Annotated in this window: 14 protein-coding genes; 12 read left to right on the top strand and 2 right to left on the bottom strand. The window is 70.4% G+C overall.

Annotated features, from left to right (window positions below):
- Window positions 1–7 precede the first annotated feature (7 nt).
- The gene (ftsH, locus tag M3Q23_11065; GenBank protein ID MDP9342607.1) at window positions 8–2017 is read right to left on the bottom strand and encodes an ATP-dependent zinc metalloprotease FtsH; all 2010 of its coding nucleotides are present in this window, start codon (window positions 2015–2017) and stop codon (window positions 8–10) included.
- A gap of 120 nt (window positions 2018–2137) precedes the next feature.
- On the opposite strand from ftsH, the gene M3Q23_11060 reads away from it, so the two are divergent.
- The 9 genes from M3Q23_11060 (at window position 2138) to M3Q23_11020 (ending at window position 9029) form a co-directional block, all read left to right on the top strand.
- Complete coding sequence (locus M3Q23_11060; protein MDP9342606.1) at window positions 2138–3739, top strand: molybdopterin-dependent oxidoreductase; 1602 nt, start codon at window positions 2138–2140, stop codon at window positions 3737–3739.
- Window positions 3729–4328 (top strand): sigma-70 family RNA polymerase sigma factor, encoded by a 600-nt coding sequence (locus M3Q23_11055; protein ID MDP9342605.1) that lies wholly within the window; start codon window positions 3729–3731, stop codon window positions 4326–4328. Before M3Q23_11060 ends, M3Q23_11055 begins: the two co-directional genes overlap by 11 nt.
- Window positions 4321–4557, top strand: coding sequence for a mycothiol system anti-sigma-R factor (gene rsrA / locus M3Q23_11050; GenBank protein MDP9342604.1), 237 nt, complete (start codon window positions 4321–4323; stop codon window positions 4555–4557). Before M3Q23_11055 ends, rsrA begins: the two co-directional genes overlap by 8 nt.
- A 90-nt stretch (window positions 4558–4647) precedes the next feature.
- The gene (locus tag M3Q23_11045; protein MDP9342603.1) at window positions 4648–4833 is read left to right on the top strand and encodes a hypothetical protein; all 186 of its coding nucleotides are present in this window, start codon (window positions 4648–4650) and stop codon (window positions 4831–4833) included.
- Window positions 4834–4981: 148 nt separating this feature from the next.
- The gene (locus M3Q23_11040) at window positions 4982–5749 is read left to right on the top strand and encodes an enoyl-CoA hydratase-related protein (protein ID MDP9342602.1); all 768 of its coding nucleotides are present in this window, start codon (window positions 4982–4984) and stop codon (window positions 5747–5749) included.
- A 52-nt stretch (window positions 5750–5801) separates the two neighbouring features.
- A complete protein-coding gene (locus M3Q23_11035) occupies window positions 5802–6026 on the top strand; it encodes a type II toxin-antitoxin system VapB family antitoxin (protein ID MDP9342601.1) in 225 nt (74 codons plus the stop codon).
- Entirely contained in the window at window positions 6027–6440 is a 414-nt protein-coding gene (locus tag M3Q23_11030) for a PIN domain-containing protein (protein ID MDP9342600.1), read from the top strand. It abuts the gene before it with no gap.
- Window positions 6441–6525: 85 nt separating this feature from the next.
- Window positions 6526–8154, top strand: a complete 1629-nt coding sequence (locus M3Q23_11025) for an acyl-CoA carboxylase subunit beta (GenBank protein MDP9342599.1) — start codon at window positions 6526–6528, stop codon at window positions 8152–8154.
- Window positions 8151–9029, top strand: coding sequence for a GNAT family N-acetyltransferase (locus M3Q23_11020; protein MDP9342598.1), 879 nt, complete (start codon window positions 8151–8153; stop codon window positions 9027–9029). The genes M3Q23_11025 and M3Q23_11020 overlap by 4 nt, the downstream gene beginning before the upstream one ends.
- A 27-nt stretch (window positions 9030–9056) precedes the next feature.
- On the opposite strand, the gene M3Q23_11015 is transcribed toward M3Q23_11020, so the two are convergent.
- Complete coding sequence (locus tag M3Q23_11015; GenBank protein ID MDP9342597.1) at window positions 9057–10247, bottom strand: aminotransferase class I/II-fold pyridoxal phosphate-dependent enzyme; 1191 nt, start codon at window positions 10245–10247, stop codon at window positions 9057–9059.
- A 69-nt stretch (window positions 10248–10316) separates the two neighbouring features.
- Here M3Q23_11015 and M3Q23_11010 point away from each other — a divergent pair, with 69 nt between their 5' ends.
- The 3 genes from M3Q23_11010 to M3Q23_11000 are packed head-to-tail and all read left to right on the top strand — an operon-like array spanning window position 10317 to window position 12399.
- Entirely contained in the window at window positions 10317–11054 is a 738-nt protein-coding gene (locus M3Q23_11010; protein ID MDP9342596.1) for a PIG-L family deacetylase, read from the top strand.
- Complete coding sequence (locus M3Q23_11005; GenBank protein ID MDP9342595.1) at window positions 11051–11788, top strand: Type 1 glutamine amidotransferase-like domain-containing protein; 738 nt, start codon at window positions 11051–11053, stop codon at window positions 11786–11788. Before M3Q23_11010 ends, M3Q23_11005 begins: the two co-directional genes overlap by 4 nt.
- Before the next feature lie 32 nt (window positions 11789–11820).
- Window positions 11821–12399 (top strand): TIGR03086 family metal-binding protein, encoded by a 579-nt coding sequence (locus M3Q23_11000; protein MDP9342594.1) that lies wholly within the window; start codon window positions 11821–11823, stop codon window positions 12397–12399.
- Window positions 12400–12410: the final 11 nt, after the last annotated feature.

Genomic DNA, 12410 nt, shown 5'->3' with positions numbered 1-12410 from the left:
GGAGGAGCTACTCGGAGGGGGACTGCACGATGTCGGGCCCGGACGAGGGAAGCGGCTGGGTCTGGTCGCCGTCGGCCCGCTCCTCGGGCTCGGGGATGGGCTTGCGGCCCTCCGCGTAGGCGTTGAGGTCGGCTCCCTCGATGACCTCGGCCGACATCAGCACCCGGGACAGCCTGTCCAGCAGCTCGCGCCGGTCCCGGAGGATCTCCTGGGCCCGGACGTGAGCCTCGTTGACCAGGCGCTTGACCTCGTCGTCGACGATGGACGCGAGCGCGTCGGACATCTCGGGACGATCACCCGGGAACAGCAGCCGCCCCTCGGAGCCCCGGAACCCGTCGCGTCCGTAGGACAGCGGGCCCACCTTCTCGCTCATGCCGTACTCGGTGACCATGGCCCGGGCGATCTCCGTGGCCCGCTCCAGGTCGTTCTGGGCACCGGTGGAGACCTGCTTGAACATGATCTCCTCGGCCGTGCGCCCGCCGAGGAGGATGGCCAGCCGGTCCGCCAGCTCGGGCTCGGTCAGCAGGTAGCGGTCCTCCAGCGGCCGCTGCATGGTCATGCCGAGGGCCGCGGCGCCGCGAGGGATGATCGACACCCGGTGCACCGGGTCGGCCGTCGGCACCACCAGGGCGACCAGCGCGTGGCCCATCTCGTGGACGGCCACGATCTGGCGCTCCTTCTCACTCATGACCCGGCTCTTGCGCTCCAGGCCGGCCACCACCCGGTCGATGGCCTCCTCGAGGTCGTCCATCTCGACGGCGTCCTTCTCCTTGCGGGCCGCCAGCAGCGCCGCCTCGTTGATGATGTTGGCCAGGTCCGCCCCGGTGAACCCGGGAGTCCGCGCGGCCAGCACCTTGAGGTCGACGGTGGGGGAGAGCGCCACCCCGCGGGCGTGCACCTTCAGGATGGCCTCGCGGCCCCGGAGGTCGGGCCGGTCCACCACGACCTGGCGGTCGAACCGCCCCGGGCGGACCAGGGCCGGGTCCAGCACGTCCGGCCGGTTGGTGGCCGCCATGATGATCACGCCTCGGCTGGCGTCGAACCCGTCCATCTCCACCAGCAGCTGGTTCAGGGTCTGCTCCCGCTCGTCGTGGGAGCCCAGCGAGCCGCCCAGCCCGCCCATGCGCCCCTTCCCGATGGTGTCCAGCTCGTCCAGGAACACCAGCGCCGGCGCCTTCTCCTTGGCCTGGTTGAAGAGCTCCCGGACCCGGGCGGCGCCCAGGCCCACGAACATCTCCACGAACTCCGAGCCGGACATGAAGAAGAACGGCACGTTGGCCTCGCCGGCCACCGCCCGGGCCAGCAGCGTCTTGCCGCACCCCGGCGGTCCCAGGAGCAGCACGCCCTTCGGAATCCGGCCGCCCAGCCGCTGGTACTTCTTGGGATTCTTCAGGAAGTCGACGATCTCGCGGAGCTCCTGGACCGGCTCGTCGAGGCCCGCCACGTCACCGAAGGTGGTCTTCATCTCCTTGCGGTCGTAGATGCGGACCTTGTTCTTGCCGAGCTGGAGCGCGCTGGCCGCGCCGGTCCCCATGCGGCGTATCAAGAAGAACCACAGCAGCCCGAAGATCAGGATCGTCGGCACCCACGTGTACAGCAGCGCGGCGAAGCCACTCGGCTGCGACCCCGTGTACCGGATGTGGTTCTTCCGCAGGAGCTGGACCAGGGCGCCTCCGTCGTCTCCCGGCGGGCGGGTGGTCACGAAGTCGACCCGGTTCCCGCCTCTCTCCCACACCCCGGAGACCTGGGTGTCCGCCACGAACACATCGGTCACGGCCTGCTGGCTGACGAGGTCCTCGAACTGGGAGAAGTCGATGGTGGTCCTGCTCGCGCCGAGCAGGCGCGGGAGGAAGAAGAAGACGAGGATCAGCCCGGCCAGGACCCAGACCATCGTCCGGATCCGGCGGTTCCGTTCGGCCTGGGGGCCGCCGCTCGAGCCGCCGCCGCCCCCGCCCAGGTCGAATCCCGGCCAGCGGTCGCGCCGCTGTTTCTGGTTGCGGCCCCCGTTGTTCGCCATCGGTCTAATGATCCCACCGCCCGTGATTCCTGACACCGAGGCGCAACGGTTTCCTCTCGCCCGGAACCACACCCTCGAAATGCGGGAGCGGGCCATATCCTGGGAGCGGTGGAGCCGACGATGAGCGAGGCGCGGCCCAGCGAGGGCGGTCCCCCCCGGGGGAGGGAGCTGCCTTCCCATCGGGCGTCGGGGGCCGCCGCCGGGCTGGCCGGCGCGGCCGCGGCGCTCGTGGCCGACGCCGTCCTGCACACGTTCTGGAACTCCTTCCCGTTCACTCCCGTCTCGGTTGCCCAGGCCGTGATTCGCGTGGCTCCCGGGAAGCTCGACGCCTTCTTCATCGACCGCTTCCAGCACGCCGCCCGGCCCAGCGCTGTCATCGCCTCTGGAGTGGGGTTCCTGGTGCTGGCGGTCCTCCTGGGGCTCGCCCTTCCCAGGCTCCATGCCGCGTTGGGGCGGATCGAGCCGGCCGCGGCGGTCCTGGCCCTGCCCGCGTACGCCATCGCGCTGGCCGCGTACGGCCACGAGATGGGCACGGTGAGCCTGCTGGTGTACTCGCTGGTGCTGATTCCCATGCTGGCCCTTTCGGCGCTGGTCTCCGCGCGGGTCTACCGGAGCCTGACCGACCCCGCCCGCGGGGCTTCGCACGACGCCCTCCGCCGGACCGTGGTGAACGCCGTATGGATCGGCGGGGTGGGGTTCCTGGCCGGGTGGGCCAGCCTGGGCCGGTTCGTGTTCCGGCGGCCGAACCCGGGCCGGCTTCCGCTCCGGCTGGGCGACGTGTCCCCCGCGGCCACCCCGTCGGGAGGGCTCGGCCAGGCCGCGTTCGGTCGTATCGCCGGCCTCTCCCCGGAGATCACGACCAACGACCGCTTCTACGTGGTGAACGAGGAGCTGGTCTACCCTGACATCGACTCCGACACGTGGTCGCTGGAGGTCCGGGGTCTGGTCGACCGGCCGCTGCGGCTCTCCTACCGCGCGCTCACCTCGATGCGGGCGGTCGAGCAGTTCCAGACCCTGGAGTGCATCAGCAACAAGGTCGGCGGGCACCTCATCTCGAACGCCAAGTGGACGGGGATACCCATGCCGGACCTGCTGCGCCGGGCCGGGGTCAGCCCAGGGGCCGTCGAGGTGGTCTCGTACTCGGTGGACGGCTTCGCCGACTCCATCCCGCTGGCCACGGCGCTTCGCCGGACCACCCTGGTGGCCGTCGGAATGAACGACCGCGTGCTTCCCCGCGAGCACGGCTTCCCGGCCCGCCTGCTGGTCCCCGGGTACTACGGCATGAAGATGCCGAAGTGGCTGGGCGCGATCGAGGTGGTGGACCGGCCGTTCCAGGGGTTCTGGGAGCAGCGGGGCTGGATCAAGGAGGCCGTGGTCAAGACGATGTCGCGCATCGACACGCCCCGCCAGGGCCAGGACGTCGCCCAGACGGTGACGATCGCCGGGGTGGCCTTCGCCGGCGACCGCGGCATCTCCCGGGTCGAGGTGTCCGTCGACGGCGGCCACCGCTGGGATCCGGCCGTGCTGAAGCCGGCGCTCTCGCCGTTCACGTGGCAGCTGTGGCGGTTCCAGTTCTCCGCGAAGAGCGCGAACGAAGCGAGCGACGTGGAGGTCCTGGTCCGCGCGGTGGACGGGACCGGCGCGGTGCAGACGGGGAGGGTTGTCCCGCCGGAGTACAGTGGATCCAGCGGATATCACGAGGTGACCATCGTTGAGGGATAGCGTCTCGACGTCCGAGACATCCAACCCGGAGGAGGCCGCGCTCAGGGAGCGGTTCGAGCGCGACGCCATGCCCCTGCTGTCGAGCCTGTACTCGGCCGCCCTCCGGCTGACCAGGAACCCCTCCGACGCGGAGGACCTGGTCCAGGAGACCTTCCTGCGCGCCTACCGGGGCTTCGGCGGCTTCACCGAGGGGACGAACCTGCGGGCGTGGATGTACCGGATCCTCACCAACACGTTTATCAACAGCTACCGGAAGCGCCAGCGGGAGCCCGTGACCGTGCTGGAGGAGGAGATCCCGGACTGGTACCTGTACGACCACATGTCCCAGGAGGGGCAGGCGGCCTCGGCGGAGACGGAGGTCCTGGACCGCATCCCCGACGAGGACGTGAAGGCCGCGCTGGAGTCGCTTGCGGAGGGGTTCCGCATGGCCGTGTGGCTGGCCGACGTGGAGGGGTTCTCCTACAAGGAGATCGCCGAGATCCTGGACATCCCCATCGGAACGGTCATGTCACGGCTCCACCGGGGAAGGAAAGCGCTGGAGAAACGGTTGTGGAATACAGTGCGTGAGCGAGGGTTGGTCCGTGGTTGACTGCAACGAGGTGCTGAGAGAGGTCGAGCTCTACCTGGACGGGGAGCTCCCCGAGGACCAGTCCCGGGTCATCGCCGAGCACCTCCTCACCTGCTGGCCGTGCCAAGAGCGGGCCGATTTCCGCAGGGCCCTCCAGACAATGGTCGCCCACAAGTGCACCCGAGACGCCATGCCCCGCACGCTGGTCGCCCGGATCCGCCTGGTGATCGAAGAGGAATCCGGGCGCTGACCTCGTTTCGCCCTTCCTGAGTCCGAGCCTCTCCCCCTGAATCCTCCTCCCCCTGCGCGTCGAACGTTAGTGAGGAGGAGGAAGCCGCTCGTGAAAGGAACTCGGCCTGGGCATCTGCCCCAGCCTTCCCGTACGACCAAGCGCGGCCGCGTCTGCGCCGAGCCCGGCTGCAACACCAAGCTGTCGGTCTACAACGCAGCCGATTATTGCTGGCAGCACGCCGACGTGGTGTTCCCCAACTACCGGGGCAAGCGTCTCGCCCCGGGCAAGTCCTGATCCCCGGCCCACAGGGCCGGTCGGGCCACCCTTGAGCGTAAGGCCATCAGATTAGGGCGCTCGGGCGCCCCGGCGGCAGCCAGAGACGGCCTCCGATCGGGGGCCGTCTCTTCGTTCACCCGGCCGTGTGGGGATAGGGTTCCCTCGGATGACGGACCAGGTCCTGTTCGAGCTCCGCGGCCCGGCGGCGTGGGTGACCATCGACCGACCGGAGCGGCGCAATGCGCTGTCGCCCGGTGTGATCGACGGGCTGCTGGAAGGGCTGCGGCGGGCCGCGGCTGACGAGGGTGCGGCGGCCGTGGTGATCACGGGAGCGGGCGACGCGGCGTTCTGCGCGGGCGGCGACGTCGGGGGGTTCGGCGAGGACACGGCGGAGTCGGCTCCCGCGGCCATCGTCCGTCTCCTGGACGCGCTGTGGCACCATCCCAAGCCCACCATCGCCAGGGTGAACGGCACCGCGCTGGGGGGCGGGTTCGGCCTCATGCTCGGATGCGACCTCGCCGTGGCCGCCGACGACATCGAGGTCGGGATGCCGGAGATCAACCTGGGGCTGTGGCCGCACGTGATCACGGCGGTGGTCCAGCGAACCGTTCCCCGGCGGATCGCGCTCGAGCTGATGCTGACCGGCCGACGGGTGGGTGCCGACGAGGCCTTTCGGTGGGGCATGGTGAACCGGGTGGTCCCGCGGGCCGAGCTCGACGGGGTCGTCGCGGAGCTGGTCGACGCGCTCGCCTCCAAGAGCCCGGCCATCCTCCGCCTCGGCAAGCGGTCGTTCACCGGCGCCGAGGACAAAGCCTTCGGCCAGGCCCTCCAGCACCTCAAGGAGATGCTGGCCGCGAACCTGGAGGAGCCCGATCTGGCCGAAGGCGTCAGCGCGTTCCTCCAGAAGCGCAAGCCCGAGTGGAAGGGCCGCTGAGCTCGCCCAGCCGTATGTATCCGATGCCTCTTATGAGGCATATACTTGGCGCATGGTGAAGCGTACCAGCATGAACCTGGATCAGGACCTCGTTCGTAGGGCGGCGGGGGTGCTCGGAACGAGCGGAGCGACGGAGACGGTGCATCGGGCCCTCGCGGAGGCTGTCCGGCGGGAGCGGCTCGCCGAGCTGGCCCGACAGTCGTTTGCGGAGCTTTTGGGAGGCAAGCTCGATGAGCTCCGCGCCACCCGCTCCTGGCCGGGGCGGTCGCGATCCTGAATGGAGCTTGCCGACACGAGCGCCTGGACCAATCGCGAGAAGAATCCCGAACTCCGCACCGCTTTCGACGCTCTGGTGGAGGTCGGCGAGATCGCCACCTGCGCGATGGTTCGGCTGGAGCTCCTGTGGACCGCTCGGGACCTGGATGCGTTCGTTGCGCTTCGCGAGCGCCTCGACGCCCTCTTGTACGTTCCCATCGGCGAACCCGTGTGGGAACGCGCCACCGACATCTTCGGCCTGCTCGCCTCCCGTGGTCCTCTCCATCACCGGCAGGTCAAGTTGCCGGACCTCCTGATCGCAGCGGCGGCGGAGCTCGCCGCCCTTCCCCTGCTCCACTACGACCGGGACTTCGAGGTCATCGCGGGGGTCACGGGCCAGCCTCTCCGCGCCATCGCCCCGCTCGGCTCGCTGTAGCGTCCGGCGTACACTTCGGCCGAGCGGGCCCGGGCAGCCATCGGGAGGCAGCTCCCGGCGAAGGGCCCCGAGGAGGTCTGGGCGCATGAGCGAGCCCACCGAGGGCGCCGCCGAGCCGCGGGAGTACGTTCCCACCCTGGTCTACTCCGGTCCCGACATGCCCGGGCACGTCGAGCAGCTCCGGGAACGCAAGGCCAGGTTCCGGGAGATGGGCGGCCCAGAGCGGGTCGCCCGCCAGCACGAGCAGGGGAAGCTCACCGTCCGCGAGCGGCTGGACCTGTTGTTCGACCCCGGAACCTTCGGCGAGTTCTCGTTGCTGGCCCACCACCAGTCGCAGGCCCCGTCCATGCAGGGGAAGCTCACGCCGGGCGACGGGGTGGTGACCGGTGTGGGGCGGATCGACGGACGGCGGGTGGCGGTGATCGCGTATGACTTCACCGTCATGGCCGGGTCCATGGGCATGGTGGGGGAGCTGAAGGCTTCCCGGATGCGCGAGCTGGCCCTGCGCGAGCGTATCCCGATCGTGTGGCTGGTGGACTCGGCGGGGGCGCGGATTCAGGAGGCGGCCGGTTCCATGTTCGCCCGGACCGGCGACCTGTTCCGCGAGCAGGTGCACATGTCCGGGGTCGTGCCGCAGGTCGCCGCCATGATGGGCCCGGGCGCGGCCGGCACGGCGTACATCCCCGGGTTGGCCGACTTCGTGCCCATGGTGAAGGGAACCTCGAACATGGCCCTGGGCGGACCGCACCTGGTCAAGGCGGCGGTGGGCGAGGACGTCACCGCGGAGGAGATGGGCGGGTCGGCGGTGCACTGCAAGATCTCCGGCGTGGCCGACCTGGAGGTGGCCGACGACCGGGAGTGCATCGAGGTGGTGCGGAAGTACCTCGGCTACTTTCCGTCCTCGAACCGGGAGAAGCCACCCGTGGTGGCGGAGCCGGCGGACCCGCTCGACCGGTCCTGTGACGCCCTGCTCGACATCGTCCCGGCCAACCCCCGGCAGGCCTACGACGTCCGCAAGGTCATCCGGGAGATCGTGGACGACGGCGACTTCTTCCCCATGAAGCCCGAATGGGCCCGGAACCTGGTCACGGGGTTCGCCCGCTTCGCCGGCCGCCCGGCCGGGATCGTGGCGAACCAGCCCATGTTCCTGGGGGGCGCCCTCGACGTGAACGGGGCGGACAAGGCCGCGCGGTTCGTGTGGCTGTGCGACGCGTTCTCCATCCCGTTGGTGTTCCTGATGGACTGCCCGGGGTTCCTGGTCGGGTCGGCGGTGGAGAAGCAGGGGATCATCCGCCACGGCGCCAAGATGCTGTTCGCCGTGGCCGAGGCCACCGTGCCCAAGGTCACGGTGGTGCTCCGCAAGGGCTACGGCGCCGGCTACTACGTGATGAACGGGCGAGCCTACGAGCCCGACTACATCGCGGGGTGGCCCACGGCGGAGATCTCGGTGATGGGGCCGGAGGGCGCCGTGAACATCATCTTCCGCAAGCAGATCGAGGCCGCGGGGGACCAGGACGCGCAGGACACGATGCGGAACCAGATGGCGCAGACGGTGCGGGAGCAGATCAACGCGTACATCGCTGCGGGCTGGTCCTTCCTGGACGACCTCATCGAGCCCCAGGCGACCCGCGCGGCCATCGTCCGGGGCCTGGACATCGGCGAGACCAAGACGGTCGAGCGGCCGTGGCGCAAGCACGGCGTGCTGCCGGTGTGACCGCCGCCACCGGCACCGGCACCGCCGGCGTGGGCGTGGGCGTTGGCGTGGGCGTTCCCACGGACCCGGACCCGGTGGTCACCGACCTGGCGCCAGCGACGCTGGTCCGGGCCCTGGACCGCCACGGCTGGGTGCTGTCGGAGCGCTGGGCCCGGATCCAGGGCGGGTTCGTCCGGGCGCAGGAGGACCTGCTGGTCACCATCGTCGGCGAGCCGGTCGCCTTCACCAACGGGATCCAGGGAGCCCGGTTCCAGCCGGATGAAGCCGACGGGCGGATCGCCGAGGTCGTGGACGTCCTGCGGGCGCATGGCGTCCCGGCCACGTGGTGGGTAGGGCCGGACGATTCGCCCACAGACCTGGGCCAGCGGCTCGAGGCCCATGGCTTCCGGCACGACTACGACCTGCCGTGGATGGCGTGCGGGCTGGAGGGGTTCACCGCCATTCGGGCCCAGGTTCCGCTCCAGGTCCAACTAGTCGACGGGCCGGAGGCGCAGGCCCGGTGCCAGGAGGCCATGCGGGTGGGGTTCGGCATGGAGGACGCCGAGCTCCACGCGATGGCGCGCCTGGGCGATGCCGTGGGATACGCGCCGGACGCTCCGTTGCAGCGCTTCGTGGGCCTGGTGGAGGGTCGAGCGGTCGCCTCCTCCGGCGCGATGCTGGGCGGCGGAATCGCCGGCATCTACAGCGTGTCGACCGCCCCGGCGCTCCGGGGACGGGGGATCGGCGCCGCCATGACCTCGGCGGCGATGCTCCGGGCCCGAGAGCTCGGGTACCGCGTGGCCATGCTCGGGTCGGCCGCACGGGCCCTCCCTTTGTACCGGCGGATCGGGTTCCGTCCCGTGTGCACCGTGACCATGTACCTGTGGGAGCCCTGAGCGTCGCGGGCGCTGCCCTGCGGCGGGCTACTCCTGCGCGCGCTTGATGGCTCGGGCGAACGCGGGGAGCGACCGCTCGACCATGTCGTCGCTCGCGGTGAGGGAGATCCGGAACGTGCCCGGCAGCTCCAGCATGGTCCCCGGAAGCACCAGCACGGACTCCTCGGCCAGCGACCGGAAGAACGCCCAGTCGTCCTCCAGCGGCGATTCGACCAGCAGGTAGAAGGTCGCCTCGGGGACGTGCAGCCGGTACCCCATGTCCCGGAGGGCCTCCACGATGCGATCACGCCGCCACTGGAGCCTCTCCATGTCGACCGAAAGCGGGTCCAGGTCGGGCAGCGCGTGCTGGAGCAGCGCGTTGGGCCAGGCCCACCCAGTGATCAGCTGAGCCGCCATCAGCGGCAGCATCAGCTCCTTACGTTCCGGCATCGTCGGCGGCATGGCGATGAAGCCGATGCGCTGGCCCGGCGCCAGCAGTTGCTTGCCGTAGCTGTAGATCACGAACGTGTTGGGATAGTGCGCCGCCGGCGGGACGAAGGTCCGGCCGTCGAACAGGATCCGGCTGTACGCCTCGTCCGACAGCAGGTAGATCGTGCCGTGCCGCTCCGAGGCCTCGGACAGGACCCGGCCCAGGCTCTCCAACGTTTCCGCCGGGAAGATCCGTCCGGTCGGATTGTGCGGGGAGTTCAGGATCATGGCCCGGGTCCGGGGCGTGATCGCCGCCCGCACGTCCTCCGGGTCCAGGTCGAAGGTCTCCGGGTGGACCTTCACCCGGACGGCTTCCGCTCCCGCCGCCCGGATGAGCGGCTCGTACAGGAAATGCGGCGGGCTCACCATGATGACCTCGTCGCCGTCGCCGGCGATGGTTCGCAGGACCACCGCCAGGGCTCCGATTGCGGCGTTGGTCATGGTGACGTCCTCGGGTTCGAACTCGAGGCCCTGCTGCTCCCGGAGGTAGGCCGCCACGACCTGCTGGGCGTTGGGGTCGCTCTGGACGTAGGCGAACCAGTCCCGCCGCTCGGGCTCCGCCCACTTCTGGAGCGCCTCCACGTACGCCGGCATGGCCAGCTCCTGCGGATTGCCGGCCATGAAGTCGCAGAGATCCGGGCCGGCCTTTTCGATGAGGCTCTGCGCCTCGATGAACATGCCCAGCAGCGGCTGGAGCACCTCGATGACGGGGGCGATGCGCGGAGACAGGCGGGGGGTCACGACCCGCATCCTACAACGGGCCCCTCGCCGGGCCGGTCCCGTTGTCACGCTCCCGGGTCGCTGGGTAAGGTCGCCGCCATGACCGAGGAGGATCGCGCCGTCCCGCGCCTCGGGACCGTGCTCGGGGTGTGGGCGCATCCCGACGACGAGACCTACCTCACCGCGGGGCTGATGGCGCTGGGGGTACAGCAGGGAAGTCGTGTGGTGTGCGTGACGGCGACCCGGGGCGAGGAGGGGTCGTGGGACGAGGAGCGGTGGCCCACCGCGACCCTCGGCGCGGTCCGCGAGCAGGAGCTGCTGCGGTCCCTGGAGATCCTCGGCGTCCGCGACCACCGGTTCCTGGACTACCACGACGGGACGTGCGCGCAGGCGGATGCCGGTGAGGCCACGGTGAAGGTCCAGGCCGTCATGGAGGAGGTCCAGCCCGATTCGGTGTTCACGTTCGGGCCGGACGGCATGACCAACCATCCCGACCACAAGTCCGTGTGCGCGTGGACCACCGAGGCGTTCGAGCGGGCCGGGAAGCCGGGGGCGCGGCTGTACTACGCGACCATGACGCCGGAGTGGGCGGAGACGTTCGTTGAACGGATGAATCGGTTCAACGTGTTCATGGGCCCGGACGTCCCGCCGGTCACGCCGCGGGGCGAGCTGGCCATCCTGTACGAGCTGCCGGCGGATGCCCTCGACCTGAAGCTCCGGGCCATCGAGGCCCACGTGAGCCAGGTCGAAGGGATGCTGAACGCGTTCGGGCAGGACTTCTTCCGGGAAGCGCATCGTGAGGAGTTCTTCCGCCTGGCCGCGGAGCGCCCCGCGTGAGCCTGTTCGCCCTGCTCGGATCCGGCGAGTTCCTGCCGTGGACCGACGAGGTGGATCGCTTCCTGCTGGAGCGAACCACCGGCGACGGCACGGTGCTCATCCTGCCCACCGCCAGCGCGCCCGAAGGGGACCGCGTGTTCAACCGGTGGGGGGACCTCGGGCTGGCCCACCTCGAGGAAGGCGGCATCTCCTCGGAGGTGCTGCCGCTGAAGGTCCGGGAGGACGCCGAGCGCCCGGAGCTGGTGGAGAAGGTGATCCGGTCGTCGGTGGTGTACTTCTCCGGCGGCAATCCGGCCCATCTCGCCGAGACGCTCGAGGGGACGCCCTTCTGGAACGCGATCCTCGATGGTCTGGACCGGGGACTGGCCTACGCCGGGTGCAGCGCCGGCATCGCCTGCCTGGGCGACGTGGCGCCGGACAGCACGTCCAACGACCCCACCAGCGCGCATTTCTGGCGGCCCGGCCTGGGGCTGTTCCCGAAGCTGTACTTCGGGCCGCACTGGGACGCGCTCGACGTCCACGTCCCGGGGCTGCGTGCCTCCATCGTGGCCGCCATCCCGCACGACTGCCGGCTGCTGGCCATCGACGAGGACACCGCCGTGGTCGGCGACGGGACCGACTGGCACATTTTCGGCAAGGGCGGAGCGGCGATCATGGAGGCCGGGAAATGGACGGAGTTCCCGTCGGGCGCCTCATTCACCGCCCACCTGGAGCACCACCCGCCCCGGAGCTGAGCCCGACCGACGCGACGCGGAGAAAGGCGACCATGAGCGAGTACTACGAGCTGCACCGCCGGGCCGGGGACCTGCTGGCCGAGACGGTGAAGGAGATCCGCGACGACCAGTGGCACCTTCCGACACCCTGCTCGGAGTGGGACGTCCGGGACCTGGCGTACCACATCGCCTGGAACAACCTGTGGGTGGCGCCGCTGTGCGACGGACGCAACCTTGCCGAGGTGGCGCCGACGGTGAAGGGAGACGTCCTGGGTGAGGACCCCATCGGCGTGACCCTTCGCACCATCGAGGAGGCCAGCGCCGGCTTCGAGCGGGCCGGGAACGAGACCATCGTGCAGCTCTCGCGGGGCCCGTCGGAAGCGTGGATCTACTGCGGGGAGCGCATGAACGACATCACGGTGCACAACTGGGACCTGGCCCGGGCTATCGGCGTGGAGGTGGCGCTCGACCCCGAGTGCATGGAGCGGTCCCTCGCGTACTTCCGGCCATACGAGGCGCTGCTGCGTCCGGCCGGCGAGCTGGGGCCCACGGTGGAGGTGCCGGAAGGCGCCGGCCTCCAGACCCGGTACCTCGCGTTCTTCGGGCGCCGGGCGGACTGGACGGCTCCGTAGCCGGCCGTCGC

Source organism: Actinomycetota bacterium, from assembly GCA_030774015.1.
Taxonomy (GTDB): Bacteria; Actinomycetota; UBA4738; order UBA4738; family JACQTL01; genus JALYLZ01.
The sequence above is the reverse complement of the archived record's forward strand: the minus strand, read 5'-3'. Positions and strand labels throughout refer to the sequence as shown.